The sequence below is a fragment of the Azospirillum brasilense genome, assembly GCF_008365405.1.
GTDB classification, from domain to species: Bacteria; Pseudomonadota; Alphaproteobacteria; order Azospirillales; family Azospirillaceae; genus Azospirillum; species Azospirillum brasilense_D.
The window spans coordinates 1-25,357 of sequence record NZ_QOKV01000041.1; the positions used below are offsets into that span (position 1 = coordinate 1).

Below are 25,357 nucleotides of genomic sequence, written 5' to 3' on the forward strand. Positions count from 1 at the left end.
CATCGCGTCGCAGCCGCCGTATGACCCGTACAACCCGCCCCAGCCACGGATGGTGCGGTGCGGTTACCCGGATCCATTGGACCTGAGCGCAGTTGCCCGACGCAATGTGTTGGCCGATGTGCCACCAGCTGGAAGAACAGGTGTGCGGCATTGGGCTCGAACGGCAGGTAGCCGATCTCATCAACGATCAGCAGCTTGGCTTTGGCGTAGTGGGCCAGCTTGTCCTCCAGCCGCCCCTCGACGTGCGCCCGGGCGAGCGCGGTGATCAGCTCGGTCGCCTGCACGAACAGCACCGAGTAGCCGTGGCGCACCGCCTCGCGGCCGAGCGCCACGGCCAAGTGCGATTTCCCCACCCCCGGCGGCCCGAGCAGCAGCAGGGCGTCGCCGTTGGCCACCCAGCGGCACGCCGCCAAGTCCCGGATCTGCTTGGGATCGAGCGACGGCTGGGCGTCGAAGTCGAAGCCCTCCAGCGTGCGCACGAAGGGAAACTTGGCGATGCCCAGGCCCATCTGGATGCGCCGCTCCTCCCGGTGCGCCACTTCCGCCTCGCACAGCAGGGCCAGGGTCTCGCGTAGGCTCAGCTCGCGCCGGGCGGCCTCGTCGAGCAGCGTGTCGAGGCGGTCGCGCAGCGCCGTCAGCTTCAGGCGCGCCAGCATCTCGGGCAGATGGTCGGCGTCCATCACCAGCCTCCCCCGATCAGTTGCTCGTACTCGCTCAGCGGTCGCAGCAACTCGGCCGCCGCCGCCGGGGGCGGCTTGGATGCGCCGAGCAGACCAACGCGGTGATCGGCATCGATCACCCGTTCGCGGCGGCCATGCCGCTCGGCATGCCGGGCCACCTCCACCCCGGCCTGGAAGACATGAACCTGACTGTCGCTGATCCGCACCGTCACCGCCGTGCCGATCAGGCGCCACGGCACGCTGTAGCGGTTGGTATCCACGTCCACAAAGCCATCGGCGTGGACTTGCCGGGTCAGCTCGCGGATTTGCCGGAACGGCGGCCGCCCCTCCAGTGGGCGCAAGGCATGCGCCTCATCGCGGAGGAACCGCTCGACCGGCGGCTCACCGGTGGTGCCGTGCACGCGCACGTCGGCGACCTCGCGCATCCACCACGCCAGATGTGCCTCCAGCGCCGCCCAGCCGGCGAAGCTGTGGCCGGCGATGGCGTTGCGCTTCACATAGCCGACGCCGCGCTCGTCCTTGCCCTTGGTGCGAGCCCGATACGGTGCGCAGGCCCGCGGCCGAAAGCCCCAGTAGCGGGCAAAGGCATGGAACCGCTCGTTGAAGAGCACCTCGCGGGTTTCCGGATCGTGATGCGTGACCAGCGCCTTGGCGTTGTCCAGCAGGACCTCCTGAGGCAGGCCGCCGAAATGCCGGAAGGCGCCCTCCAGGCCATCGAGCCAGGCCGACTGCCGTTCATGGCGAAAGGGCTGGACGTAGAGCCGGCGCGAGTGCCCCAGCGTGGCGACGAACAGATAGATTTTGCCCCGTGGTTCGCCGCCGACGGCGGCGCGCAACTCGCCGAAGTCGATCTGCAGCTGATGGCCCGACGGCGTCTCGAATCGGACCGTGGTCCGGGCCTCGGCCTCCAGCTCGCGCCGCCACGGTGCCACGACGCGTTCGACGGTGCGCAGGCCGACGCGCAGGCCGTGCTCGCGCTGGAGGTCCTGGCGCACGACATCGGCGTTGCCGCGATGGCGCCGGAAGCGTTCGGCCAGCCAGCTCTCCAGCCCATCCAGCGTCTTGGGCCGAGGCGGGACCTTCGCCGGCGTCCAGCCGCCCGCCTCCAGGTAGCGCCGCACCGTCATGTGACTGCACCCGAGTTCCGTGGCGATGCGCCGGACACCCCAGCCCAAGGCATGGAGCCGAAGCATGGCCGCAACCTCTTCCGGCGTCCTCATCACGTCTCTCCGCGGATCATTCCCCCGCGGCAAAACGCTCTCATCAACAACCGACATGCTGGCCTCCCTCTCCAGAAGGAGGTCCAGTTCCTCATGTCGTTAAGGGTCTAGTTTGCCAAGACGCCCGACAGCCAGCCGCCACGGGGCTTCGGCCGGGCGGCCGCGCGTGGAGAACAGCCGGGCAAAACGGGCGTCGTCGAAGACAGGCCCAAGGCTATCGCGCACATCCATCAGCCGGCAGCCGCGGGGAAACGCCGCCCGGGCAACCTTGGCCGTTTCCTCGGGCACGGTAGTGGCGGGATTGGGACGAAGGGACATGGCTGGCGTCCTTTCGGAAAGGTCAAACCCTCTTCAACCCGACCAGCGCTGCACCATCGCAAATCCCCAAGGCATTTCGCCAGCAGTGTCGTTTTTGGTGCAGCGTGAGTGCACTTGCGGGCGACAGTGAGCACATAGGGGGAACGGCATCCCTTTCCTGAATGCTCTGATTTCCTTGTCAAAATCTCTGCTGTCCCTGCTCCCGCCCGGTCTCGCTGTTGATCACGTCACCGTCGCCCATGATCGCGTTGTTGTGGCCGTGCGCGCTCGCGCCACCACGGCGGCCTGCCCCGTGTGTCGGCATCCCTCGCGCCGCGTTCACAGTCGGTACAGTCGCCGCCTCGGCGACCTGCCTTGGCAGGGCCGGGTCGGCCAACTCGACCTCCAGGTTCGACGGTTTCGCTGCGCCGCTGTCGAGTGCCCGCGCCGCATCTTCGCCGAACGTCTGCCGGCCGTCGCCTTGCCGAAGGTTCGGCGGACCGTCCGGCTGTCGGAGGCGCAACGGCGCATCGCCCTCAGCGCCGGCGGCGAGGCTGGTGCCCGCTTGGCGGCTTGCCTGGCCATGCCGGTCAGCGGCGACACGTTGTTGCGCCTGATCCGGGCGGCTCCCCTGCCGGCGGTGCCGACACCACGCGTCATCGGCATCGACGACTGGTCCTGGCGGCGCGGTCAGCGCTACGGCACGATCGTCGTCGATCTGGAACGCAACCGTCCCATCGACCTGCTGCCCGACCGCCACGCGGAGACGGTGGCGGCGTGGTTGAAAGCCCATCCCGGGGTGGAGGTCGTTGCCCGCGACCGCGCCGGCGCATACGCCGACGGCATTCGGGCCGGCGCTCCGAACGCCGTCCAGGTCTCGGATCGCTGGCACCTTCTGCGCAATCTCGGGGATGCTCTGGCCGGGGTTCTCGACCGCCATCATCATGACCTGCGCATGGCAAGCAAAGCGGCAGCGGGAGCCACCATGGAAATCAGCACGGCCCCCGCGCCGTCCCCGACGCCCCCACCGCTCCCGGCACCAGCGGCCGAGTTGCCAATGACGGATCGCCACGGCGTTCGGAAGGCCCGGTTTGACGAGGTGATGGCGTTGCACGGCCAAGGCTGGCCGATGAAGCGGATCGCCCGCACGCTCGGCGTCAATCGCAAGACCGTCCGCGCGTGGGTGCGGGCCGGCGAACTTCCAGTCTGGTCGCAACGGGATCGCGGCAGCGCGGTCGATCGCCACGCCGTGTACCTCCGGCAGCGCTGGGGCGAGGGCTGCCACAACGCCGTCCGGCTGTGGCAGGAGATCCAGGAGCGTGGGTTTCGCGGGCAACTCCGCACCGTGCAGCGCTGGGTACGCCGCCTGCGCGATGCAAGCCCGACCTCAGTTGGCGCGGTGGGCTTGATGGGACCGTGGAAGATGCCCTCGAAACGCCGGGCGGCGTGGCTGGTGGTGGCCGATTCGGAGACGATCGATGCCACCGAGCAACGGTTCGTCGATGCCTTGCTCGTCCGTTCCGAGGGACTCACCACGGTCATCGAGTTGGCGCGCGCGTTCAGCATCATGGTGCGTCGTCAGCAGGCAGACCGGTTGGATGGATGGTTGGCCGCGGCGAGGGAAACCGCCCTGGCCAGGTTCGCCGATGGGCTCGTGCGTGATCTCGCGGCGATCCGCACGGCGCTATCGCTGCCGTGGAGCACCGGGCCGGTGGAGGGACAAATCAGCCGCTTGAAGACCATCAAGCGAACCATGTGCGGCCGCGCCAAGTTCGACCTGCTGCGTCATCGGGTTCTGGAGGCCGCATGAACGGCAGCGCTCCAGTCATTCCGCTGCACCAAAAACGCGGAAGGACCAGTTTGCCAAGACGCCCGACAAGGAGGGCGGCGATGAGCTGGGACGGCGAACGGGTGGGGGGATTTGTGAGGCTGACAAATCAGGACGGGCTCCGGGTCGCGATCCGGCCCGGGTCGATCAGCTTGGTTGGAGATGCGGATCCCGCCCAGGATTCCACCGTCCTTGTCGCGGCCGGCCGAAGCTTCGTTTTGCCACACAAGCTCGACGAAATCATAGATCTGCTTGGGACTCGCTGACATAGAGGTGGGCCGGAAGCTTCATCCAGCAGGGGCATACGGAGCGCCGACGCGGCCGGGTCGAAGGGTGCTTCGCGCCCGTCCCGCGAAGCTCGCTTTCATGGCTTCAGCCGCCGGCGCGATGTTCATGATGCCGGTGTCGGCGGCCTCCCTACGCAGTCACTTGGCCGTCGCCGCGGCCGTGAGCGGCGGCAGGAAAATAAGCCTGAAGCTGGGGCGCTTGAGGAGGCGCGGACAGGGGCCCATGTAGGATTCATAGGATTCACATCAGATACACACGTCACCTTCTATAGGCTCGTCGAGGTCAACATAGACCTCTTCCAGGATCTGCCGCATCGACACGAGCAAATCCTCCGGCATCAAAACTGCCCGCCCCTCGTCTATGTCAGCGTCGATCATGTCAATGACCGTCTCGATTTTTGTTGCATCACAGGCCATTTCTATTCTCTACGTCGTAAAGCATCCGCAGGCGCAATGATTCGTCAGCACGGGCTCGCACCTCGTGGAGGTCAGGACCCGACCCGAGGCTGTCCCGACGTGGCCTTGGGTTGTCCGTCGATGTGACGGTAAAAGCGTAGGCACCGCCATACCCGCGCCAAACAAGCGCGACCAGATCGCCATGTCGCTTCTTCCACACTCCGTCCTCCAGCGACCAGTCGGTCTCAGTCATGCTCCCGTCCTCCCTCGCAAAGTGCCCACCCGTGCTCCGGCTCTCCGAGATATGAGCCCTCGGCAATGCGCCAACCATCTGTATCGCGGGTAGCGACAACCGCATGCTCCGGCTGCCGGACGGCAGGACCTTCGGGGCGCGCCGCGAAACCATCGATCTGCGGCATGCGAATGACGATGGACGCGCCGATCTCCTCTGGTGACGCATCATGTCGCCACTCCACCGCTCCCAACCCCGCGTAGGCCACGGCTCCTTGCCACAGGCCGGTTACGCCGGCAGCGTCCCGGTGCAACGTGCACGCCCCACAGGCGCAGCGCTCCATACCGAGTGCGATCTGGTCGCCGCATTCCTGGCACGATGCCGGCCGCCAGTGGACCATCGGATCGTCGGACGCCTGGTCGTTGAAGAACGCTACGTTATCCGGCCTTTCGTCAGGAATCGCGGGGAAGTCTTCGTCGATGGGGTTCAGCCGATCAAGGATGCGCAGTAGGGCCGGCTCCGGCCGATGCGCTCCGTTTACAATGACGATCATCCTCGACGCGTCGCCAAGCTCACCCCAGTCGTACGCAACTTCTCGGCCATGCCGGCGCACACTGTCGAGCAGGTGGGGCAACAGCTCAGGGTCTTGCTCTGCGTCCGTGATGAGTCGCTGCGGATCATCGGTCCAGATCAACGGATCGTCATCCGGCGGCTCCCATCCCGCAGCTGACCGGTGGCCACGCTCGGTTTGCTCTACCAGCGAGGCAATACCGACTCTGACGCCGGACACGACGATGCAATGACGCCATGCCTCGGTCTCAGGCAGGTCCTGCTGGCCTTCAGCTGCCGCGGCGACATGCCGGATTTCCTCGGCCGACGTCTCAAGCCGGCGAGCTTGCAACCGGCACCAGTCTGGCGTCACTACCTCCGGTCCGGTCGCGGCATCCGGGATGATGAGAAAACGGCGTTCATGTGCGTCTGCCACCAGCCAAAGCTCACTGTCCGATGTGCCCGTCCAGGGCTTTGATCGGTGAACGAGCTCGATCCGGGTCGCATCGCCGCCGGCCGCCGCGACGATCTCGCGGGCGCGATTCTGCAGAAACTCCTCGTAGTCGATCGGCATGTCGCACCCTCCGGTCAGCCCCAGTTTTCCTCAACCTGACGCCGCGCGGCCTCAAGCACGGCGTCCGGGTCCGCGTCGAGCATGTCCATTGGCCGCCGGCCTTGGCAGGTCCAGGTATCGGGCCTGCCGCACCACGAGAAGATTTCCCAGTCCGATCTCCGCGGCCGCAGGATCTGCAGCAGCTGGCGGATAAGCGGATGCGGTTTACCCCTGACCAGCTGGAACGCCGGCACCCGCGTATCTCCGTCCTCCGCGGTCACGCCGAACACGGTGCCATCCCGCAGCCACGCGGCCGGAATCAGGTGGCCGGGGAGTGTCACGACCTCGCGCAGCAGCTCGTCCTTCCTCTGCTCCCACCGCAACTCCGCAGTCTCGCTGTCGTCCTTGCCGGTCTCGACCACCGCTCTCCGCCTCTCCAGCAACGCTTCCAGGTCCCGCTCCAGGCCGGCCGTCAACCCGGTCCGGCTGGCCAGCAGTCGCAAGGCTCGGCTCTTGCCGCCTGCGCTCTCCATGGCCGCGTCGAGCGGTGATTTTCCGGCGAGGTCGTCTTGCGGCGTGAGCAGCCAGGCGTCGGCCTTGGCTTGGCCGTCAAACGCCAGCCGTGCGTGCTGCATCAGGGACATCGCGCGCTCGCGCGGCGTACCGTCGGCCTCGGCGCGGAGTTGGGCGACCTCGGTTGTCAGCGCGCGGATCGCGGTCCAGACGTCGTCGCTGTCGGTCACACGCTCCCCCTCGCGAGTTCCGCTCGCAGTCGCTCGATTTCATCGGCGAGCGCGGCGTACAGTGTGTCCTCCGCCCGGGCGCCTTCGGGATCTTCGGCGGCCTGGACTTCAGCCCACCAGCGGGCGCGCGCGACAAGATCGCCCGTCGGCTCGGGAGAGCGCGGCAGACGCTTCGGCGTCGGCGGCATGTTGGCCAGCAGGTCGTCGAGCGTGACGGCCGGGGGTAGGGGCGGCTGAGAGCGGTCCGGGAAGTCAATGCATGGCGCTTCGAAAAACTCCTGCCAGCCTGTCCCTGGCCGCCGCAGCTGGCGGCGCTTTGGCGGCAGACGGTAGCCCTTGAGATCGCGTTTCACGTCTCTCCCCCTTTTCCGCGCCGGCGGAACCGGACTTTTCGCGCCGTTTCCCAGTGCCGTTCCGGATCGAGCGCGACCTCGTGCCAGTGCTCGCGCCATTTGACGTGCCGCGGGCAGGCCTCGGCCAGGGCCCGCTCCAGCGCCCCCACGCGCAGCAGCGCCGCGTCGGCCAGGGCCACGAGCAGCGAATTTGGGTGCATCCGGGAATCCAGGTCTTGCTTCAGCAGCGCGGCCACCGCGTCGGCCTCGCGCCCAGGCTCCATCTCGTCGGCCAAGATCGCCAAAGCGATCGCCGTGCTGCGGGATCGCCCGTGAAGGCAGTGGACGACCAGCGTGCCATCGGGCTCCCGATCTCGCGCCACCCGCGCGAAGTCCAGCGCTGCGACGACATGAGACATCGTCGGGCCGGTGTATGGCCCATAAGCCGGTATGCCGATGTCATCGAAACGCATGGTCAGCACGGCGTCCACATCGCCTAGAACGGCCTGCGCGCAAGCGAGATTGAGGTCGTTCTCCGGCGCAGTCGTGCCACGAGAATCAAGCACAACTTTATTTTGGCGCCCTGATCTAAACGGAATGGCGCTCTGACTCTGCGCAGCCACGTCGTCCTCCGGCAGCGTCCCGCGGATCGTCCCGCGGATCGAAATGACACCTGCAGCGCCCTCGGCGGCGCCGGCCAGGATGTCGGCTTGGCTGCGGACCAGAATGCGCATCCTCAGGCCTCCCGCTGTGTCACCGCGCGGATGACGGCCAGGGTCATTTCGACAGCACGGTCGATCTCAGCGGCCTCGTCGATCAGTTCGGTCGGGGACAGGATCGACCAGCCGATTTCGCGGCCGCACAGGGCAAAACGACGACCGCCAGCATGAACGGCGACGATGAAGGTATCGAGGTTGAAGCCCTGCTCAAGCGCTGGGGCGACCGCAAGGATTTCGAGGCTCTCGGGGGTGACATCGACGCCAGCATCACGACGCAGCGCGTCGGCGATCCCGATGCTGTCTAGGTCAGTAAGACTGGTGGTCCATCGGGATTTTTGGTCGCGCGCGCCCACCGGTTCGGCTGAGGCCGAACCGGTGGGCGTCCTGGCCGCAGGCATTACCGGATCGCCAATCTCGGCCGGATCACAGTGTTCCAGCTCGATGTCGCCGCCGAGCAGCTGCCAGGATGCATTCTCGGCGTTCCACCGGGCCGGCTCCCAGTCGTCTGACGCGTTTAACCTGACCCAGTAATACCCGCTCGGCCGCTCCATCATGTTCTCCTCTACCGGATCCCCACCAGAATTCGCACGACCTCGGCCAACCTGCGTGCGTCGCTCTTTGCGCGGTGCCGTTCCGCAAAGCCGAGGCCAGCCTCATATTCGGCCGACGCGATCTCACCAGCGGCGTAAAGGCCACCGGAACTTGTCAGCCCCTCCAGGACCGGCTGGATGGGCTGAACGACGACGGGCGGCTCGCGGCCGACGACACCATAAAGCGCGCTCAGCCAAAATGTTTCGGCGCCAGCCGCGTCGGAAAACACCGGCCTGTCGGGGTGCAGGACCTTATCGAGTTCCTGGACGACCTCGGCCGGTGGCAGGCCGTCCCGCTGCAGCACTTCCACCGTGATGCCGTGGATGCGCGCCGCGTTCGGGTCCCAGGTGCCGTGCCGGATCCATTCCAGCGTCGGCCGGATCAGCCAGCCCGCGCTCCAGCCGTCGAGCGTTGCCACGCCGACCTCGATCGGAAAGGACCCAGACTGCGGGAAACAGGACGCCTCGAAGTCGAGGACCACCATTCCGTCGAGACGGATCGGCTCAGCGGAGGCGATGTCGGTCACGGCCGGTCTCCTCCGGCAGCCGGGCGCGCCCCAGCCAGGAACGGCAGGGTGAGCACGTCAGGAGCGATCTCCGCCCAGCGCATCAACGACGGTTCGGCGAAGGTTACTTGGTGCGCCTTCCCGGACAGGGGCACTTCTCGGGTTTCCAGGAAAATCAGCCCTTCGGCGGCCAGTGCCCGAAGAATCCCCGCCAACCGGGCGAACGGAATTCCGGTGGCCATGACGATGCCGGACGCGCTCCGTTGGACCCGGCCGGACCAAGGGGAGATTAGGGCCTGCTCGGTATCCTCGCCGGCGAGCCGCCGCCGGTTGTGGCGGATGCAGAACTCGTCGATGGAGGAAAGGACCTTGTCGATGTACGCCTGCGCGATGTCTGGCGGAGCCGGCTGACCGGTAGGCCGCGGACGGAATGGAATGATCGTCGCAGTCATATCTCATCCCTCCGATAGGCGACTCTTAAGCCGCGGTTCCGAGATGCCTGAACGTCAGCCTCATCCGCCCTAAATGCGATCCTGAGGCCGCGCGCAACCGCGGCCTGAACGCTCGCCTCGTCCAATGGATCGTCGGCTCTCGTGGCCGTCCGTGCGGCTGCCACAACCTCGGCCGCCACCCAAATCTCCAACGCTTCCGGGCCATTTGAGGCGTCAAAAATGGGTTTGCCGTCCACCCGGACGCGAGACATGGCTCTCCACCTCAGGAGCGTCATGCCGTCGAGAATCAGTTCGGCGAGCACCTCCTCGACCGGGCAGCCGGCCGACACCATCCCAGCCGCGACTGCGTCGGTAGTCTCAGTCAGCAGGCGCGTCGGCTCCGGCAGCTCTCGCCGCAGGATCTCTGCGCGTGCTTCCAGCTCGCGCACCACGCGCTCCACCACACCGGCCGGCGGTTGCAGGTCGGCGTCGTACGTCGCGATGCACAGATCCTCGATGGACTTCAGGCCGGTCACCGCGAGGGCCTCGCCGTCACTGGCGTAGCCAACTGACCAGGCGCGCAGCGCCTGGTCAGTTGTGCGCGGCGCCGACGCCGCAAGATCCGGGTGATGCGCGATTTTGGTCACCAGCGGGTCATCCGGTCCGAGCAGGATGCCCGTGTATTCGACAGCCTCGCGCCAGTCCTTGAACTCCTTGATGTGCCACTCGCTGTTCGCGTCGGCACGGAAAAGCCGATCGCCAGAGCGATGGGACGGCCGCAAAGACACGAATTCCAGGAGGTCATTCTTCAGCTCTTCGAAGATCGCGTCAGACTGATCGCGCATATCTGCCGACAAGATGCAAACAGCGACCCGCTCCCAGCGGTGCAGCTCAGCCATTTTCGTCCTCCCGCTCCCGCCAGACTACACGCCCCAACCCGTTGTCCCACCACCACCATCCCCGAGTCAGACGGCGTAGTCGTACGAGGCGCGAGTAGTGCTCCTGAGAAACGCCGATCCGAAGTGATGCCAGTTCTTCGGCTTCGTAGTCGTTTCGATCAACCCACTCCAACAATTTTGCTTCGTAGGAGTACGGCCAAGATGATGCGTCGTAATTTTCGCTGGCTCGACTGATGGTCTCGCGTAGATCCATACGCGGCTGCCTAAGCAAAAGTGCTTTGAAATCGATGCAGATCCACTTTTCCCAGCGCTCGGCCAGCCGCTTGCATTGGGGCACCCGGCACAGTGGCTGGCCAGGCCCCGAATAAGTTCCGCCGCCGACAAAGGTATACGCGTGATGGTGGTATGGATCTCCAAGTCTGAGCAACAGATCGGTGCCCTTGTCCGTGCCGCCAAAACGCATCGTGTATCGACATGACAAGAACAGCAGGCGCTCGTGTTTTCGCCGCGTCTCTGCTTCTTCAGAAAAGTCACGCCAGAAGTCGTCAGAGCGGAGCCGCCAATAGCCATAGGAGCGCAGGTTTTCAATTCGTGTCACGGCTCCTCTTTGGCGATCCGCATCGGCTGGGCAAGCTGCACGATGACGAGGTCGGCAACAGTCAATCCCGAGGCAATCGCATAGACCACACCGGAATCCAGGTCGCCGTCGATGACCAGCCCGGCGCCGATCAGGAAATCTTCGAGCAGCCTTTCGTTCTCGACGGCCAGGAGAGGGCCTTGGTCGGCCTGGATCTCCAGGACCGACACGATGCCGTCTGTCCGGATCAGTTGAAGTCTTGTCCGCAGCGCCGCGCGTACCCGCATCGGTCGGCTGGCCGCGTCGATCAGGCCCCACAGAGCGGGCGCCGGTCGGGAAACGGGAACACGGTCGTTCTCGGGGGCAAAAATCCCGAACGTCTCCGGCACGTCACCGGTCTCTCGGTCAACGATGTCCCCATGCAGATCCTCGATGCATGCGGCCGCGAGGGATGCGGCCAAGTGAGGGTCGGACACCGCGGTTTGGCGGCGCCACAGATCCGTCTCTTCCACCGCGACGTAGACCTGGCCATCGGAGCCGGGCGTGAGCCGGACTCGGAACTCGCGGGGGCGCTGGAGTGCCTGCGCGAGTGTCTCGGCGTGGCTTGGAGATTTCCGGTCAGCCATCGCCGATCTCCCCGGCAGTCCACACCTCGACGGCGTCACGCTGCGCGCGCTCCCGCAAGTCGGCCACGGTTTGCAAGTCAACCGGTCGTCCGGCGGCGTCGGCCAGAGCCTGCATCAGGTCAGACCATTCCCGCAGCCCCAGCGGCGTCGCGGACTCATAAGCCAAGTCCACGTCACTGTCAGGCCGTGCAGAACCTTGCGCCACGCTGCCGTAGAGCAAGATCCGGTTCACACCAGCCGCCCTCAGTCGGTCCTCGACGCGTGCCAGGGCCTCACGAACGGCCTCGACGGTCGGTGGCGGGAGATCGGCGTAGACCTCGCGCATCAGCACTTCCAGCTTCTCCAGCGCGGCAGCGGGGACGCGCAGGGTGACCGGGATAAATCCGCCGCGGCCGTCGTCAGATCCCAGCAATCCGGGAAACGGGGGATTCGTCACGGCACCCTCCTCGATCTCGTTCGCCATGCCACGCAGGCCGGTGGCCAGGGCGCGAAGGTCGTTGGTGCTGGCGAGCAGCATCGTTGTCGGCGTCACGGCAAGACCGCGCTCTGTCGCCAAGTCGCGCTCATGCAGCAGCCTGACCGCGCGCCACGGCGCATCAGGAAAACGGGATTCCAGGTGGCGCGGCCAACGGCTCGACCAGAGCTGGCGGCCGATGATCGCGGCCAACTGCCAGGACAGGCCGTCGGCTAGGATTTTGCGGTCCACGGCGCTGACGTCGGCCTCGGCATAGGCATCGAGGTGCGCGGCGCAGTCTCGCAGATGGTCGCCGCTGCGCGTCATGGGTCGAGCCCCGCAATCAGCCGGAGCGTCGCCATCACCGTCCGAGCATCCTCATCTGCTCGATGGGTCGGCGGAAAACGCCGGCGAGCACCATGAACGGCGTCGTCGATCAGGGCGAGACCGGCAATGGCACTGCTCACCCGAGCCTTCGCGGTGGCCTCCAGAACGTTGTGCCATTCCTGATGCGGGAAGGGGGCGCCGTCCTGCCCGGCCGCCCGGTAGAGCGTGCGGATCCAGCCGATGTCGCGATCGGAGTCAGACACGCAGGTGCGGCCGGCGACAACGTCCGCCAATTCGACAGCGACCTGCTCCACGGGCAGGCCCTTGCTCTGAAGCAGTTCCCTGCTGATGCCATGGATTGTCTCGGCTGCCGGGTCCCAGGGCCAGTCGAGCCACGCCTCGGCCGGCCGGATGAGCCAATGTCGCGTGGTCAGATCGGGAAAGCACAGCCCAACGCTGACCGGGTAAGTGCGGGCCGGCGGCTCCAACCCGCTGGCCTCGCAATCGAGGCTGACGTATTGGCTGAGGTCAGGGGCATCCTGGATCATGGCTTGCCTCAAGGTCCTCAGTTCTTTGCGTCGGTTTCCCATGGCGTCCGCAAATGCACCTCGTCCCACGACATAATGACTGGCCGCAGGCGTGCCAGGATTGCCTCATCGACCCTAGCCCCCGGCCGGCAGCAGCGCGCGGCCACCGCGGTGATCGCGGCCAGCCGAGATTCGGTCAGCGCTCCACCGCCCGCGGCGGCCATTTTTTGGATAAGCGCGCGCCGATAGCCGTCCGGCAGCGCCTCGTCGGCCGGCCAGGGCGTTCCAAGCCGATAGACGCTGCTGGAACGCGTGATCGCGGTGCCGACGCCCTCGTCGAGCTGCGTGACCGGCGAGGTGACCACGATGGCACCATCGGGGGTGCGCGGTCGGCCGCTCACGCGGCCGATGAGGACAGCGTTGTTCTCGGTCTGGATGAGCCTCCAGGCGTCAATTAGGGGTGTGTTCGTCATCATGGCTCATTCACCGATCCGTCAAAGCCTGCAGAGCAGAGCCGATGGCCTCGACATGCTCCGCAGAATCAATTTCAAAGTGAAGGTGTTCGCCGAGGTTCTCGGGGAGCGCTGTTAGAGTGAAAAGAAAAGATGGTGGTCAAAACATGGATTTACATGTCTGCTCTAGGTTGGGCCATTCGTTGATCCATGCATCGAATTGCTTTGGATGCACCGCGTCCGGTTCGTAACCAGCTACTGTCTTCATCTGAGTGATATTAATAAGAAATATGAATGAGAACCTAATCAGTTTACGGATGGCTTGAAGATCGACACCTGTATCTTTGGAAACGCTTATAATGCTCTTACCTTCAGAGATCTGAAGAAATATTTGGTAAGCTGCTTCCGGTGTTACGCCGAAAAGTTTGGCTTGCTGGCTCATGAAACCGTCTCCTTCCATCGTGTACAAGAATGCAATATACATGATATGAGTGGCAACCACAGATAAAATTACTGTACGCATTTTCGCGTACAAAGCGTTGCCCGGTCGGTGCTGTTGCGGCCGCACGTGTATCGGCGTGCAATTCCGGCCAGTAAAAATATGGTGGATCAAGGGGGTAGCGCGCCGATTGGCGCCCAATGTGGACGCCAATCCACAAATCTTGATCTTGTCGGCTCGGCGGCCCCGGAACAGGAAGAGATCTTTGCGCCGGCGCGGATGGATCCCGCCTCGCTCGGACAGGGCAATTCTGAACTGCGAAAATCCCTACTGCAGTTGCGCCGGCGCAACTGCAGTAGGATCATTATCCGCCAGTTGGGGAGTGTGCCATGGGCCGAATGATGTCTAGTCGAGAGTTCAATCAGAACCCAAGCGAAGCGAAGAGGGCTGCCGAAGACGGGCCGGTGATCGTCACCGATCGCGGCGAACCGATTGCTCGGCCGGCGGCAGAAACAGGCGCGGGCGTTCAAAGCGTACGAGCGCCGTCACCTCATTGAATCAGTCGAGGAGCGGCTGCTGGGGCTGCGCCAGATGCGCGATCTCACGATGACCCTGGTGGCCTACGACAGCATGGCGCGCCGGTCCGAACTGGTGGCGGTTCGGGTGGAGGACATCACCGCGTCCGGCGACACCGGCGTCCTCTTGATCCGGAAATCGAAGACGGACCAGGAGGGGCAGGGGAGCAAAAGGTTCCTCGGCCCGGACACCATTGCGGTGCTGCAGGAGTGGCTGCGCCGGGCCGGGATCGCCGAGGGCTTCGTTTTCCGAGCGGTCCGCCGCGGTGGAAAGAAGAACCCGCATGGCCATGTGTCGGCCGATCCGGAAAAGCACGTCACACCTCTGGAATGGGCCCGCGCGGTGCGGCGCATGGCGGAGCTTGCCGGTGTGCGCGACCCGGAAACCTACTCAGGCCACAGCACTCGCGTCGGCGCCGCTCAGGATCAGCGGGAGCAGGGGATCGAGGTAGGCAAGATCATGGCCAGCGGTGGGTGGAAGAGCATGACGATGGTGGCGCGCTATACCGAGGATTCCGCCGTGGCCGAGGGCGGCATGGCCGATCTGGCGAGACGCCAGGGGAGGCGGTCGATCCGGCTGCGGTGAGGCATTCCGGAGGGCGCGACGGCGGATCGTTGCCGTCCAGCATGAACGCCCGGACCTGTCAACGGATCCTTCTGAACTTATCGTAGCGATCATCCCATTCCCATTGCATGGATGCATTCCACACCTCCTGGGGTGAGTGGGATAGGAGCCTTTTGTATTGAGCCATGACTCGGTCTCTATCAAAAGACCTTAGATCGCGACTGTACACATTGTACAGAACGTCAGAAAACTCCCTACTCACACCATATTGAGCATAAAAATCGAACAGGCCAGTCTCTACATCGACCTGAATAATCCTGATGCAATCTTGATTCGTCATGTATGACTCTTCGATCACCGAGCTTTCATAGTCGGTCATTGGCGCTCCAATAAGAAAAGGGATTTGCGTTCGTGTATCGTGCATGCGAATCATAATAAAACCATCCGGATAATCTCTCCCCGCGTATATGCCCATTGCTTGAAGGTTATAGCGGTGGCAGGCGCTGCGAGGCTCGAAGTGCTTATCAACTTTAAGGTCGAATAGAAGCATTGTCGGGGCATAGATGCTATTAGCATACGCGTAAGATTTTTCGGGAAATAACGAATTTATGAGTGCAAAGCCGCATTTAGGCGCCTTAGGCAATTCCCCAGAAAATACGCGACCGTGTTCAATCGGCTGGTTTGTATGCATGATGTAAGACACCGCTTCAATCCTCTAAATCTGAAATCAAAGACGTTTTTTAAAGCGTCCTCCTGATACAGGCGTCAGGCCTTCACCATTGAGCAGGCCCGACGCCGAACTGCTGTTTTATCCTCAAGCTGGTTCCAATACCGGATTGCCCCTGGCCGTGGCCCGGCCGTCCATCCGAGCCGCGACGGCGGCGATCTCTTCAGCAGAAGGGCAATCGCCTGCCCAGCCTAGGGAAAACCGGACGCTTTCCGATCGGGGAAGACAGTGGTCGGGGAGATCCCGGATCCGGATGCGAGCTGGCAAGGATGCACCTTCCCCGACAAACAGCGCTTCCTGTTGCCCCAAGGCGGGGAGCGCCCGAGTCATTCCGGATAGCCCGTCGGGAAGGAAGCGCGCCACGTGGGCCTGATCGGCCGCGTTGGTCAGTCGAAGCACCAGCCAAGTCCCGCATTGCGCGATGACCGTGCTTTCCACATCCGCCGGCCGCTGGCTGACGAGCATCAGTCCAAGGCCGTATTTGCGGCCTTCCCGTGCGATCCGGCGAATGGCCGACTGAGCGGCCGCATACTCGGCTTCGCCCCTGTCCGGGACATAGCGGTGGGCCTCCTCGCAGATCAGAACGATGGGGTCTTTCCGCCTCTCTTCTTGAGTCTGGTGAAGCTTGTACTGGAACAGCAGGCGGGCAAGCATCGCGGTCAGCGGACCGGCGACCTCATTCGGCAGGCCGGAGATGTCGATGACGCGGATGTCCGCGTCGGTGCCGGGCGAGCCGACGAACTGTGTGAGAATGTCGGCGAGCGTGCGTCCCCCATCCATTCCGTCATCCATCAAGAAGCGGATTCGAGGATCACGGCGCAGCACCGACAGCTTGTCGAGGATCGACTTGAACTTCTCGGCGAACTCGGTACTCGTCACACTCTCCAGCTTCTTATCTTTGTTTACACGGGCTGCTTGCAAGAAGGTAATGTGGTTGACGAACTCGTCCCAATGGAAGGGCCTCGGCTTGTCCCGGTCGAAGGAGACTAGGGCCGCCGCCTCTACGCCGGTCTTAGGGCGCGGATAGTCGGGGCTGTGACCGTCGGCCGGGGCGTCCCCTCCATGCGCCGTTGGGGCAGGATCCACGAGGCCGGCCACCACCATACGGGCATGCGTCAGCGCCTTATAGACGATGTTGTGTTGCGAGGTTGCCTCGGCCTCGGTCTTTCCGATGACAAGAAAGCGGAGTTCCTCCGCCGACATCAGCCAATACGGCAGCGCGACGGGGACGCCAGCGGTATCGTCGGCGCCGATGGGGTCGTAGGCCCGATACACCACCGCCCGGCCGCCAAAAGCCCGGCCGTATTCCCCATGAGGATCGATGATGATAATCCGTGGCCGGCACGGTGTATCACCGAGTGGCTTGTGCTCCAGCACGCTGTGCAACAACGCCGCAACGGCTCCGGATTTTCCCGAGCCGGTGGACCCCAGAACCGCGCAGTGCAGACCGAACATTTTGTCGATGTTGGCCCGGCAGACAGTGGAGTCCGCCCCAAGGTACCGTCCGAAGGGAACCAGTGGATCGGCTCCGCCGGCGGTCTGCCCCTCGGCCGCGCGATAAAGCAGACCGGCCTCATCGCGCGTCAGCAAATAGATTCCCTGGCGGGGCAGCGGGTAGGTGCTGACCCCGCGGGTAAAGGCGAGCTTGGCGTCATGCGCGTTCCAAAGCCCTTCGGCGAACAGCTCGATCTCCATCACCCGCTGGTCGGCGTCCGGCGGAATGGGCAGACCGGACACCGCGAGTTCCTCCGATCGCATCCGCAGCAGAGTGACGAAGCCGAACACCAGACGGCGTCCGAAATGCACCTTCACCACGCTGCCAATCTGACCAATGGGGTACACCCGCCCATTGTGTGTGCGGGTCAGCTCTGCAACATCGCCCAGCAGCTCCGCTTTGACGGTGGTGCCGGACACTTCGACGATGGTGCCAATTCGCAGGTCGGCAATCGGCTCGAATGGCGTGGTCATGAGTGCCCTCCTGCCCCATTGCGCAGTAGTTGGGTGACGCCGTTGAAGGTCCACCAATCGCGGTCAGACCCGGTCGAACATGAGTGGAACGGCCCGTCCTTGCCGACGTAAAGCCCCTTTTCCGTGGCAATGAAGACCTTCCTGCCCCATGACAGCGCCCGCCATTGGGACAGGCATTCGGGCATGCGAGCGCCTTCCTGGCAGAAGGCGACCAGGGTGGTCTTGTTCTCCGGCCGCTCCAGTGCCAGCTCGATCTCCTGATTGATGTGGTCGTCGCCGAAGCTGTAGCCGCACACGGCCAGCACATTGTCAGACGGCGCCGTCAACGCCCGGCGGAACAGATCGAACTGAGCGGCGAAGGGATCGCGCTGGGTAGCCACATACTTGGTCGATTGGGGATGGATGAGAACCCGCGCCGTGCTGGTAGGATAGGCGTCGCCGTCCCGCACTCGCCACACCTTGCCATCGGGGCCGAGATGCCAGTCGATGGAGCCATGCAGCTTGATTACATGCGCCCGGTATCCGGTGTCGGGTTCGTCCTGACCGAAACGGTGGGTGCGGAACGCCACAGCACCGCCGCTGAAACCATCCCAGTAAGGGACGCAGGCCAGGGCCAGGGCGTCTTCCAACAGGGTGTCGTAATTGGTGGTGAACAGACGCACCGCGCGGCGCCGGTCATGCAGGCCGGCCTGCTGGGTGGAGAACAGCGCGCCCACGAAGGCGGAGTGCCCCGCCACCGAGACGAGGGGACGCTTATAGGTACCGATTTCCTCGGCCTTCGTCCCGGACTCGGCCCGATACCCCCAGCGGATGATGTCGGCGATATGAGTGACGACGGTGCGGTGCGCCTTTTCGATCTCGTCCCGGGAGCCGATGGCGGTCGTCTTGGACTGCGACCGTTCGGCGAGAGCCGCATAATCGCCCAAATGGCTGAGCAGATGCTCGATGTGGGCGTCGGGCGGTAACTCCGCCCGCACCTTGTCCAGCAAGGGGGCATGTTCGGTCCCGGCCATCAGATCCAGCACCCGTCGGGTCAGCGGCACCATCAGTGGGATACCGGCGCCAAAGCTGATGCCCGCCCCCAGCAGCCACGCCACGCATGGCAACGCCAGATGGCGGTCAAGCTGCTCAACAAGATCATCCACAGTGCCGCCACCCACTCGAATTCTAAAGGATTGCATGCATGAAGGATTGTACAATTTTTTCACCGAAGGGGCGAGGGGCTTTAGTCGCAACCGGAGCGGTGCCCCCTGGTGTCGGTCCAGCGGCCATCGGAAGACCAACCAATATGGACCCGTCCCGCCGTCCATTCACGAAGCCTGCGTGAACGCCTGATCGTTGCCCACATTTGCCATACCGGTGTAAGCCGTTGATCTTGCTGGCCCCGATCGGCTGGGAGCACTCGGCCTGTCCGGCTATTTTCTATGGGATCGCGCGGCGCGCCATACCAATGGGAGGGCGGCCACTCAACCTGGGACGTCGCCGCCATGCCGCCTGAAAGCCGCGTTCCCGGTACGTTCGACCTCAGCGTTGTTCGCCATTATTGTGCATCGGCGTGCAATTCCGGCCGGTAAAAATATGGCGGATCAGGTGGTTAGCGCGCCGATCGGCGCCCAATGTGGACGCCGATCCACAGCTTTGGCCTGCAGCGAGACGTAGTGGTGTGGATCGACTGAAAGCGGATCGGCGCAGCGCAGTATCTCGCGTTGAATGGCGCATCGTTGGTCGAGATGATGCTGACCGGCGGCTGGAAGACCCCGACTATGCCCGCGAGATACGTCAAGAAGGCAGCGGCGAAGCAGGGCGCCATGGCGAAACTGGCTGCCAAACAGGGACGGTGAGCTCACTACGCCACTGGATCGAGAGCCACCTCAAAATCCTCTGGCAGACGTTCATCGGTTGTTAGCAGCCACAGGACAAATGGATCTGGCGATGCAGGAACAGTGTTCACTACGTCGGCGGGATTGTCCGTCCCGACGTGCGCGCTCAATTTCGTGGACGGCTGCGCTGGTCGATTTCGACGGGCCATCAGGAGTCTCCTCCATTGTCGGACACTTTGGAATATTGGGACAACTGGCTGCAGTGTCCAGCGACCACCATCGTCGTGGCGTTGGTGGTCGGCCAGCTCGTGTTCCGGTACTCCCCCGACATCATCTTGCGGGCCCGGGCCACCAGGGCGCGGCGCAGCTCCGGAGCGTCCAGACCCGCTCCGGGAAAGCAGATCGTGCTGTCGCGGAGAGCTTGGCCGTCTTCGGTATCCGCCACGAGTCGCGCCGCCAAGCACTCAGGGCCTTGCGACAGCGCGTCGTCCCACAGCGCCTGATAGTGGGGGTGCTGCGGGTGCTGACGATGCCAAGCTCTCGCCGCATCGATGAGCCCGGGATCGGCGACGATCCGCTGAGCGATTTCGACCGAAATCACCCAGGCAAAGGCTTTCGAGAAATCCCAAAATTTTGGCGGAGCAGGAATCGTGATCATGTGCGGCCGCCCTCATTCCTGACCGACACCGGTCCGACTAAGACACACGTCACCTTTGATTGGTGCGTCAAGGTCCACATCGACGTCGGTCAGTGCCTGCCGCATCGACGCGACTAGATCTTCTGGCATCGTCTCCACCCGGCCTGCGGTAATGTCGGCCTCTATCAGGGTAAGAAATGCACCGATGGCAGGGTCGGTGGGCTTTCGTCGATGCGCCAACCCCAGCAGAGAGCGAACCACCTCGGCCTCCTGCTCGACCGCCGCCTCGTCCTGCTTTGCGAGGGCGTCGTCAGCCATGGCGTGCAGGCGCTCCACCAGGTCAGGCTCGTCGCGTCCCAGCGGGTCCGGCCGGAACGTCAGGGCAATGGTGACCCAATCGGTCATCGGTTTCGCCTCCCCCTGGTTGGTCGCCCTGAGGATATGGATTGCCAATGAGTCCTTGTCGAGACGCGAGCGCTTTTCCCGCTTGCCGCTCCGCCCAAACAAGAACAAATTGGAAACAATGAGGCGGCGATGGAGGGAGTTGTGGACCACAGCAGAATCGGGGCACGGGCACAGATAAGCGATTGGAGCGTCCTGGATTTTGCTGGTGACCGGCACTTAATAGGTCGAGGGTTTGGCGGCTGGTTGGTCAGTCCCGCAATCTCCGGCATGTCCGCCGAGCTGGCCGTGACCTACGGTGGCCGTCATCTCCACCTCGGTGCCAGAGCCACCCACCTCTCCGGCGAAGCCCAGTCGGCTGCGCGCGAGTGGCTCCGGGCGCAGTGCGTCGAGGACGCCGCCGTGGACGCGATTGTGGCGAAGATGATCGAGGTGATGCACTCCAGATCGCCTGATCCGGAGTTACCAAATCAGATTTTTTCGGATAATCAGAAAAATTGACGACCTTGAGGACTGACGATGCGGCGACCGGCACTTGCATAGTCCCTCTGCTTCATTCCATTTGTGGGATTGTTATGGTAAAGTTACTGAACAACATTGACCGGGTGAACAATCTCCGGTCCGTTAGACCCCCCAGGAGGCCCCATGCTGCGCGCCGATGTTGATCTCCTGCCTCGCGGTGGACGGCCGGGCCGGCGCGTAGCGCGCATCTGGGCCCTGGAGGCGACCGGGCTCATCGCGGATGCCCAGCCGACCGCGTACATGGTCGCCATCGCGGAGACCGTTGGTTTCCAGGTCGTGAAGAAAGCCGGCTGGATCAACGGTGTGTCCGGCCGCGGTGGCGCCCTCGAAATCCTGCGATTGGCCATTCAGGCTTACGAGCAGGATGCGCTGCGCGAGCTGCCGGAGGATTTGCAAGACCACCTGCGCTTCGAGGTGGACTTCGAGACGCATGTGGAGGTTCTGGAGGATGCGTTGAGAACTCTATCGAGCCGATGAGGTCCGCATCCCCCGGCAGCTCTGCTCCGAAACGGAAGAACGACCAGGATGCGTGAGTCCACCATCGAGCACTGGCGCTTGATCGAGACCTCCCCTGGAACCGCCGTGCTGATCGGGCGCGTGTCGCGGTCCGGCGGCTCGGTCGGGGCTGTGCATCGGCGTGCAATTCCGGCCAGGAAAAATACGGCGGATCAATGGGATAGCGCGCTGATCGGCGCCCAATGTGGACGCCGATCCACAATTCCAAATGCCTCAGCGTGCCGTGACCGTCACGCTGTCCCATAGCATCTGGAAACCATTGCCACGCTCGGCGATGATCCCCTCGTCAGTCCGCCCGCCGTGGCCGCCTGACCAACCCGGCCAGACCAGCCGGAGGCCAAAAGAGCGCTCCAGCTCTTACAGGGGGCCGAGTAGCAGGGGAACCGGAAACCTATGTAAGCCCTCCGAATGTCTCGATAGGGTCTACAGCGGCTCTATGGGTCGTCTCGGAATGCCGAATAGAACTCTATCGAGACGCGGAAAGCGTCTCAGCATCTCGCCCTGCTGGGGTCTACCCCACCGGGACGCTTCACGTAGACGGCGGAATTGCTGGGGTTCGGCTCTTACCGAGGTTTTCGGTTCCCCTGCTACTCGAACCCCTTACACCACGCCTCGCGACACGGTCCATGTCCTCAACTCTGTGGTGGTTCTTTCGGCACGAATCCCACGGTGAAACCGAACACTCGGGCCAAACGGTTCAGTGTCGAGATCTTGGGGTCACCTTTGCCAGTCTCCAGCTCGGAGACTTGGCGCCGCGTCAGGTGGAAGACGCGCCCGAAGTCCTCCTGGCTCAGCCCCATAGCCTGCCGCATCCGCCGGACAGCATCGGGCAGGCGCAGATCACCGCTCTGCGCCGCCAGTGCCAACGCCTCACGGGCGGCGCGCTGCTCCTCGCGGCTCCGCTTAAGGGACATGGCCGCGATCTTTCAGGGCGGCGACACTGTCGGCCATCTCGCGGTGGCGGCGGCACGCCGTCTCGACGGCTTCCTCCGGCACGCCGTGGCGGTGCGCGATGGCCGGCAGGTCCCGCAAAAACGCCTCCTTGCCCGCCACGGCGGCCATCAAGTCTTCGACCGCCATGACGCCTTCCGCCGCCGCCTCGCAGATGACCGACCAGTCCGGGGCGGCATCCCGCCCACCCATGCAGGCCCACCGCGTCGAGCGGCGGATGACCGACGGATCGAGACGCATGGGCGCGAAATCGAACAGCGGCGCCAAGCGGACCGTGCGGTCCGACAGCTTCTGAAGGGCTGAGTTTCGGCCGTGGTTGTCGGGATTGCCCATGGCAACGTTCAGCAGATCGCGCAGCACGTATTCCGTGACGTCGGCCGCCGGGTCCGCCGAGTTGCGGACGATCTCGGCCAGATAGGCTTCGTGCGTGCTGACGTGCCCGAACTCCGCAACGCCGATGGCGGAGACCAGGCTCTCCTGGCCCAGCCGCACGATGCCGTCAGGACGGATGGCGCGGTCGAAGCGCGGGATGACCAGAACGTGCCGGCCATAATCCAGCGGAGCGCCTGTGCGGAGCCCGAACTCCCGCGCTACTTCATAGTATGGCGCTTCGCTCGCCAGGATGAGGCGGTCTTCGGGATGCCGGCCGCGGATCATTTTCACGATAACATGCGAGCGGGCGTGCTCGTCAGGGACCAAGGAATCAGGATACCAGAGCCCGTCGGTCGCCTGAGTCATCAGAATTTTTGGCCACTCGCCCTGGACGCCGCTTGACCCGGACGCGGCCAGAGCGAACCGCTCAGCCACGCGCAGGAACAGGTCCGAGCGGCCCAGGATGTCGTCCATCGTCACGCCGGGACAGGGACCCACGTCCGCCTCATCGGCGGCAACGGCCTCCCGCTCGGCCTCGGCCGCCTCCAGAATGCGCAGGTTGCCGATGGGGTTGCCGGCCCCCTGGAGTAAGAGCGGCAAGTCGGCCCCCGGCGCATCGGGATCCGTGAAGCCGAGCTTCGCCGTCAAGCGCCTCCGCGCGTGCCCCTGCGGAAGCAAGTCGAGCAGAAAAGCCGGCCACCGTGCCAAGGACCGGAATGTCATATCCAGCGGAACCCGGACCGACAGCGCGCGCCAGTCGCGGGTTTCGCCGTTGCCCAGGCCGCCCTCGGCAGCGATCTCCACGAAGTAGTCGGTGTCGTAGTCGAGCGTGCAGGATGACGCGATGCCCTTCTCCGGCGCCTTGACGACCAGCGCCGCGGCAGTGTGCCACTGCCCGCCATGGTGGATCTGCAGCGTCAGGTCGGCCATGAATTTGTCCCATCGTAATGGTTCACAGAAGGCAGTTTACTTCATGGAATGCACCATCACAATGGAGCATGAGCAGCCCAGGCTGTGCCTGGATGCCCGGCTGTTCGAGCCGCCCCCGCCGCGCCGGCACTCGGGGCCGGATGCCGGTCAAGGGTCAGGTGGACCTATCGGCGAGATAACCCGGGCTGCGGGTTCAGCGAGAGTCCCGCGGGCTTACGGCGCCGGGCCGCATACGTTGGCACGCACGGGGACATCGGGCGCTTCGCCTTGGACGTGACGGCCTACCGCTCGATGCTGCGCGGTGAAATGCTGCAGTTCACCACCAGCCCCGAATACGGCAGCCATGTTCAACGCTGGTCACACCCTTCACCAGGGCGTCGAGTCAGGCGCGCGGGCTGACTTGGTGCGGGATGTGTCGGGATCGGCAGTATGGCAACGCATCCCCCGGCAGCTTCGCTCCAACAGGCTCGCCGCTCGAAGAGAAAAAGGGAAATCGCTCCAATTTCCGCGGCTCCACGCAAGCACCATCTTGAGAATGAAGCGTGAACTGCGCAGTATGCGTCAAGGTGAACGGGGAGGAGCAGCGTGCCGATCAAGCCCGAACGACGGTGGTGGTATCCGATAGACTGGCCCATCATCTCCAACCACGTTCGCTTCCAGGTGGACGGCCCCCATGGAAGGGGGCGCTGCTGGACCTGCGGCCGTCCCCATGGCCATGAAATCCGCGTTCTTCCCGATGGCCGCTGGTTCGACCCAGAGCAGCACACCTGGCGCGACGACCGCGGCCGGGAGGCGTCATGGCCGGACGTGATCGAGGCCTGCGCAATCAGGAAAACCCGGGTGATCCTCGCCGCGTGTCACCGCAATCATCGCCCGGAGGACGTGCAGCCGAAGAACCTTGCGGCCTGGTGTCAGCGTCATCACATGCTGCACGATCGGGAGTTTCACCGGGCGCAGGCGCGGATCACCATTCTGCTGCGCCGGGCCGCCGGCGACCCTTTCCAAGGGCCCTACCGGTATCGGTGAGTGAGTCAATTCCCGCCAGTTCGGCGGCAAGAGGCCGCCGGGCATCCAGCCGAGACGGCTAAAACGAGTGCCTGAGCAACATTCTCAATTCCGCAACAGCTTGCTGCAGAATTGAAGAACGGCATGGGCGGCACTGTCACGCAGGCACGGGGATGTGGTCAGTCCTGACGTCGGTGACCCAGGTTTCCATCCAGGCGATCTGCTCGGCGCCAAGCCGTCCGATTGCCCAATGCCGCACCATCTCGGCGAACCACTCTGCTGAGTTGATTTTGGCTTCCTCGCTCGGCACCCATCCGGAGCTTTTCGGCTCGTGGATGAGCCGAAAGCCCGTCACGGTATCGCAGAAAGCGCCATTCAGCAGGTAAGAAAACGGGATTTTCCCGGAAACGGGGCGGCCCCGCTCGTTGAGGATTTCCCGGCCATGCCGGTCAACGGCCGTGGCGATGAGCTTCTTGTCGAGCGACACGCCGCCGTCGCGCGCCTTCGACGCACGCGAGCCTGAGCTGATGCGCCAGAAGGTGTGCCGAGGCAATTCCGGCACGGCCTCAGGATCGACGTATCCGGCATCGCCTCCCCACGTAGCCCAGGTTTCAGCCGGTCCGTAGTCTTCCGCGCGTACCGATCAGCTGCGGGAGGCGAGGATGGGATCGACGGGGACGGGCTCGGGCGAGTCGTTCTGGCG

The 25,357-nt window shown here is 64.3% G+C and carries 32 protein-coding genes; 5 read left to right on the forward strand and 27 right to left on the reverse strand.

Annotated features, from left to right (window positions below):
• From istB to DS837_RS30495, 3 genes are all read right to left on the reverse strand, one after another.
• Positions 1-680 (reverse strand): IS21-like element helper ATPase IstB (gene istB, locus DS837_RS30485; RefSeq protein ID WP_211102441.1); only part of this gene is annotated, 680 nt, incomplete at its 3' end.
• Positions 680-1,900, reverse strand: coding sequence for an IS21 family transposase (gene istA, locus DS837_RS30490; protein ID WP_149168206.1), 1,221 nt, complete (start codon positions 1,898-1,900; stop codon positions 680-682). The genes istB and istA, both read right to left, overlap by 1 nt.
• Positions 1,901-1,999: 99 nt before the next feature.
• Positions 2,000-2,218 (reverse strand): hypothetical protein, encoded by a 219-nt coding sequence (locus DS837_RS30495; RefSeq protein ID WP_149168177.1) that lies wholly within the window; start codon positions 2,216-2,218, stop codon positions 2,000-2,002.
• Positions 2,219-2,384: 166 nt separating this feature from the next.
• Here DS837_RS30495 and DS837_RS30500 point away from each other — a divergent pair, with 166 nt between their 5' ends.
• On the forward strand, positions 2,385-4,007 hold the full coding sequence (locus DS837_RS30500; protein ID WP_149168178.1) for an ISL3 family transposase: 1,623 nt from the start codon (positions 2,385-2,387) through the stop codon (positions 4,005-4,007).
• Between the two features lie 551 nt (positions 4,008-4,558).
• Here DS837_RS30500 and DS837_RS33170 read toward each other — a convergent pair.
• From DS837_RS33170 to DS837_RS30580, 16 genes are all read right to left on the reverse strand, one after another.
• Entirely contained in the window at positions 4,559-4,690 is a 132-nt protein-coding gene (locus DS837_RS33170) for a hypothetical protein (protein ID WP_282187604.1), read from the reverse strand.
• A gap of 28 nt (positions 4,691-4,718) precedes the next feature.
• The gene (locus tag DS837_RS30510; RefSeq protein ID WP_149168180.1) at positions 4,719-4,961 is read right to left on the reverse strand and encodes a hypothetical protein; all 243 of its coding nucleotides are present in this window, start codon (positions 4,959-4,961) and stop codon (positions 4,719-4,721) included.
• Positions 4,954-6,063: a hypothetical protein gene (locus tag DS837_RS30515; RefSeq protein ID WP_149168181.1), complete on the reverse strand. Its 1,110-nt coding sequence runs from the start codon at positions 6,061-6,063 to the stop codon at positions 4,954-4,956. Before DS837_RS30515 ends, DS837_RS30510 begins: the two co-directional genes overlap by 8 nt.
• Positions 6,064-6,077: 14 nt before the next feature.
• A complete protein-coding gene (locus tag DS837_RS30520; RefSeq protein ID WP_149168182.1) occupies positions 6,078-6,785 on the reverse strand; it encodes an antitoxin Xre/MbcA/ParS toxin-binding domain-containing protein in 708 nt (235 codons plus the stop codon).
• On the reverse strand, positions 6,782-7,138 hold the full coding sequence (locus DS837_RS30525; RefSeq protein WP_149168183.1) for a hypothetical protein: 357 nt from the start codon (positions 7,136-7,138) through the stop codon (positions 6,782-6,784). The genes DS837_RS30520 and DS837_RS30525 overlap by 4 nt, the downstream gene beginning before the upstream one ends.
• Complete coding sequence (locus DS837_RS30530) at positions 7,135-7,851, reverse strand: hypothetical protein (RefSeq protein WP_149168184.1); 717 nt, start codon at positions 7,849-7,851, stop codon at positions 7,135-7,137. Before DS837_RS30530 ends, DS837_RS30525 begins: the two co-directional genes overlap by 4 nt.
• Positions 7,852-7,853: 2 nt before the next feature.
• On the reverse strand, positions 7,854-8,390 hold the full coding sequence (locus DS837_RS30535; RefSeq protein ID WP_149168185.1) for a hypothetical protein: 537 nt from the start codon (positions 8,388-8,390) through the stop codon (positions 7,854-7,856).
• An 8-nt stretch (positions 8,391-8,398) separates the two neighbouring features.
• Positions 8,399-8,953 carry a 3'-5' exonuclease gene (locus tag DS837_RS30540; RefSeq protein ID WP_149168186.1) on the reverse strand — a complete coding sequence of 185 codons (555 nt, stop codon included), beginning with the start codon at positions 8,951-8,953 and terminating at the stop codon, positions 8,399-8,401.
• The gene (locus DS837_RS30545) at positions 8,950-9,384 is read right to left on the reverse strand and encodes a hypothetical protein (protein ID WP_149168187.1); all 435 of its coding nucleotides are present in this window, start codon (positions 9,382-9,384) and stop codon (positions 8,950-8,952) included. Before DS837_RS30545 ends, DS837_RS30540 begins: the two co-directional genes overlap by 4 nt.
• Entirely contained in the window at positions 9,381-10,262 is an 882-nt protein-coding gene (locus DS837_RS30550) for a hypothetical protein (RefSeq protein WP_149168188.1), read from the reverse strand. Before DS837_RS30550 ends, DS837_RS30545 begins: the two co-directional genes overlap by 4 nt.
• The gene (locus DS837_RS30555) at positions 10,255-10,860 is read right to left on the reverse strand and encodes a hypothetical protein (protein WP_149168189.1); all 606 of its coding nucleotides are present in this window, start codon (positions 10,858-10,860) and stop codon (positions 10,255-10,257) included. Before DS837_RS30555 ends, DS837_RS30550 begins: the two co-directional genes overlap by 8 nt.
• Positions 10,857-11,465 (reverse strand): hypothetical protein, encoded by a 609-nt coding sequence (locus tag DS837_RS30560; protein WP_149168190.1) that lies wholly within the window; start codon positions 11,463-11,465, stop codon positions 10,857-10,859. The genes DS837_RS30555 and DS837_RS30560 overlap by 4 nt, the downstream gene beginning before the upstream one ends.
• The gene (locus DS837_RS30565) at positions 11,458-12,246 is read right to left on the reverse strand and encodes a nucleotidyltransferase family protein (RefSeq protein ID WP_149168191.1); all 789 of its coding nucleotides are present in this window, start codon (positions 12,244-12,246) and stop codon (positions 11,458-11,460) included. The genes DS837_RS30560 and DS837_RS30565 overlap by 8 nt, the downstream gene beginning before the upstream one ends.
• Positions 12,243-12,794: a 3'-5' exonuclease gene (locus DS837_RS30570; protein ID WP_149168192.1), complete on the reverse strand. Its 552-nt coding sequence runs from the start codon at positions 12,792-12,794 to the stop codon at positions 12,243-12,245. Before DS837_RS30570 ends, DS837_RS30565 begins: the two co-directional genes overlap by 4 nt.
• Before the next feature lie 17 nt (positions 12,795-12,811).
• A complete protein-coding gene (locus DS837_RS30575) occupies positions 12,812-13,249 on the reverse strand; it encodes a hypothetical protein (RefSeq protein ID WP_149168193.1) in 438 nt (145 codons plus the stop codon).
• A gap of 136 nt (positions 13,250-13,385) precedes the next feature.
• Positions 13,386-13,667, reverse strand: coding sequence for a hypothetical protein (locus tag DS837_RS30580; protein ID WP_149168194.1), 282 nt, complete (start codon positions 13,665-13,667; stop codon positions 13,386-13,388).
• 489 nt (positions 13,668-14,156) lie between these two features.
• Here DS837_RS30580 and DS837_RS30590 point away from each other — a divergent pair, with 489 nt between their 5' ends.
• Positions 14,157-14,825, forward strand: coding sequence for a tyrosine-type recombinase/integrase (locus DS837_RS30590; RefSeq protein WP_149168195.1), 669 nt, complete (start codon positions 14,157-14,159; stop codon positions 14,823-14,825).
• A 58-nt stretch (positions 14,826-14,883) separates the two neighbouring features.
• On the opposite strand, the gene DS837_RS30595 is transcribed toward DS837_RS30590, so the two are convergent.
• The 5 genes from DS837_RS30595 to DS837_RS32460 all read right to left on the reverse strand — a co-directional run bounded on the left by DS837_RS30595 (position 14,884) and on the right by DS837_RS32460 (position 20,577).
• Positions 14,884-15,507 (reverse strand): hypothetical protein, encoded by a 624-nt coding sequence (locus tag DS837_RS30595; RefSeq protein ID WP_149168196.1) that lies wholly within the window; start codon positions 15,505-15,507, stop codon positions 14,884-14,886.
• Positions 15,508-15,618: 111 nt separating this feature from the next.
• Entirely contained in the window at positions 15,619-17,499 is a 1,881-nt protein-coding gene (locus tag DS837_RS30600) for an ATP-binding protein (protein ID WP_149168197.1), read from the reverse strand.
• Complete coding sequence (locus DS837_RS30605) at positions 17,496-18,644, reverse strand: SIR2 family protein (RefSeq protein WP_211102442.1); 1,149 nt, start codon at positions 18,642-18,644, stop codon at positions 17,496-17,498. The genes DS837_RS30600 and DS837_RS30605 overlap by 4 nt, the downstream gene beginning before the upstream one ends.
• Before the next feature lie 883 nt (positions 18,645-19,527).
• Entirely contained in the window at positions 19,528-19,977 is a 450-nt protein-coding gene (locus DS837_RS30610) for a hypothetical protein (RefSeq protein ID WP_149168199.1), read from the reverse strand.
• A 12-nt stretch (positions 19,978-19,989) separates the two neighbouring features.
• Positions 19,990-20,577, reverse strand: coding sequence for an AbrB/MazE/SpoVT family DNA-binding domain-containing protein (locus DS837_RS32460; protein ID WP_211102443.1), 588 nt, complete (start codon positions 20,575-20,577; stop codon positions 19,990-19,992).
• Between the two features lie 51 nt (positions 20,578-20,628).
• Between DS837_RS32460 and DS837_RS30620 the strand changes: the two genes are divergently transcribed.
• Together DS837_RS30620 and DS837_RS30625 are read left to right on the forward strand one after the other, a co-directional pair.
• Complete coding sequence (locus DS837_RS30620) at positions 20,629-20,859, forward strand: hypothetical protein (RefSeq protein ID WP_149168200.1); 231 nt, start codon at positions 20,629-20,631, stop codon at positions 20,857-20,859.
• 144 nt (positions 20,860-21,003) lie between these two features.
• Entirely contained in the window at positions 21,004-21,357 is a 354-nt protein-coding gene (locus DS837_RS30625; protein WP_149168201.1) for a hypothetical protein, read from the forward strand.
• A 671-nt stretch (positions 21,358-22,028) separates the two neighbouring features.
• On the opposite strand, the gene DS837_RS30630 is transcribed toward DS837_RS30625, so the two are convergent.
• Both DS837_RS30630 and DS837_RS30635 read right to left on the reverse strand, forming a co-directional pair.
• Entirely contained in the window at positions 22,029-22,310 is a 282-nt protein-coding gene (locus tag DS837_RS30630; protein WP_149168202.1) for a helix-turn-helix domain-containing protein, read from the reverse strand.
• Positions 22,300-23,649, reverse strand: coding sequence for a type II toxin-antitoxin system HipA family toxin (locus DS837_RS30635; RefSeq protein ID WP_149168203.1), 1,350 nt, complete (start codon positions 23,647-23,649; stop codon positions 22,300-22,302). The genes DS837_RS30630 and DS837_RS30635 overlap by 11 nt, the downstream gene beginning before the upstream one ends.
• A gap of 585 nt (positions 23,650-24,234) precedes the next feature.
• Between DS837_RS30635 and DS837_RS30640 the strand changes: the two genes are divergently transcribed.
• Entirely contained in the window at positions 24,235-24,675 is a 441-nt protein-coding gene (locus DS837_RS30640) for a hypothetical protein (RefSeq protein WP_149168204.1), read from the forward strand.
• A 136-nt stretch (positions 24,676-24,811) separates the two neighbouring features.
• On the opposite strand, the gene DS837_RS30645 is transcribed toward DS837_RS30640, so the two are convergent.
• Complete coding sequence (locus DS837_RS30645; protein ID WP_149168205.1) at positions 24,812-25,216, reverse strand: hypothetical protein; 405 nt, start codon at positions 25,214-25,216, stop codon at positions 24,812-24,814.
• Between the last annotated feature and the right edge of the window lie 141 nt (positions 25,217-25,357).

Excerpts from the sequence above, each read along its gene's own strand:
- DS837_RS30635 (WP_149168203.1), bottom strand. The coding sequence starts at position 23,649 with ATGGCCGACCTGACGCTGCAGATCCACCATGGCGGGCAGTGGCACACT.
- DS837_RS30560 (WP_149168190.1), bottom strand. The coding sequence starts at position 11,465 with ATGGCTGACCGGAAATCTCCAAGCCACGCCGAGACACTCGCGCAGGCA.
- DS837_RS30630 (WP_149168202.1), bottom strand. The coding sequence starts at position 22,310 with ATGTCCCTTAAGCGGAGCCGCGAGGAGCAGCGCGCCGCCCGTGAGGCG.
- DS837_RS30610 (WP_149168199.1), bottom strand. The coding sequence starts at position 19,977 with ATGATCACGATTCCTGCTCCGCCAAAATTTTGGGATTTCTCGAAAGCC.
- DS837_RS30580 (WP_149168194.1), bottom strand. The coding sequence starts at position 13,667 with ATGAGCCAGCAAGCCAAACTTTTCGGCGTAACACCGGAAGCAGCTTAC.
- DS837_RS30550 (WP_149168188.1), bottom strand. The coding sequence starts at position 10,262 with ATGGCTGAGCTGCACCGCTGGGAGCGGGTCGCTGTTTGCATCTTGTCG.
- DS837_RS30535 (WP_149168185.1), bottom strand. The coding sequence starts at position 8,390 with ATGATGGAGCGGCCGAGCGGGTATTACTGGGTCAGGTTAAACGCGTCA.
- DS837_RS33170 (WP_282187604.1), bottom strand. The coding sequence starts at position 4,690 with ATGATCGACGCTGACATAGACGAGGGGCGGGCAGTTTTGATGCCGGAG.
- DS837_RS30545 (WP_149168187.1), bottom strand. The coding sequence starts at position 9,384 with ATGACTGCGACGATCATTCCATTCCGTCCGCGGCCTACCGGTCAGCCG.
- DS837_RS30495 (WP_149168177.1), bottom strand. The coding sequence starts at position 2,218 with ATGTCCCTTCGTCCCAATCCCGCCACTACCGTGCCCGAGGAAACGGCC.
- DS837_RS30625 (WP_149168201.1), top strand. The coding sequence starts at position 21,004 with ATGCTGCGCGCCGATGTTGATCTCCTGCCTCGCGGTGGACGGCCGGGC.
- DS837_RS30620 (WP_149168200.1), top strand. The coding sequence starts at position 20,629 with ATGTCCGCCGAGCTGGCCGTGACCTACGGTGGCCGTCATCTCCACCTC.
- DS837_RS30600 (WP_149168197.1), bottom strand. The coding sequence starts at position 17,499 with ATGACCACGCCATTCGAGCCGATTGCCGACCTGCGAATTGGCACCATC.
- DS837_RS30565 (WP_149168191.1), bottom strand. The coding sequence starts at position 12,246 with ATGACGCGCAGCGGCGACCATCTGCGAGACTGCGCCGCGCACCTCGAT.
- DS837_RS30530 (WP_149168184.1), bottom strand. The coding sequence starts at position 7,851 with ATGCGCATTCTGGTCCGCAGCCAAGCCGACATCCTGGCCGGCGCCGCC.
- DS837_RS30570 (WP_149168192.1), bottom strand. The coding sequence starts at position 12,794 with ATGATCCAGGATGCCCCTGACCTCAGCCAATACGTCAGCCTCGATTGC.
- DS837_RS30510 (WP_149168180.1), bottom strand. The coding sequence starts at position 4,961 with ATGACTGAGACCGACTGGTCGCTGGAGGACGGAGTGTGGAAGAAGCGA.
- DS837_RS30575 (WP_149168193.1), bottom strand. The coding sequence starts at position 13,249 with ATGATGACGAACACACCCCTAATTGACGCCTGGAGGCTCATCCAGACC.
- istA (WP_149168206.1), bottom strand. The coding sequence starts at position 1,900 with ATGAGGACGCCGGAAGAGGTTGCGGCCATGCTTCGGCTCCATGCCTTG.
- DS837_RS30515 (WP_149168181.1), bottom strand. The coding sequence starts at position 6,063 with ATGCCGATCGACTACGAGGAGTTTCTGCAGAATCGCGCCCGCGAGATC.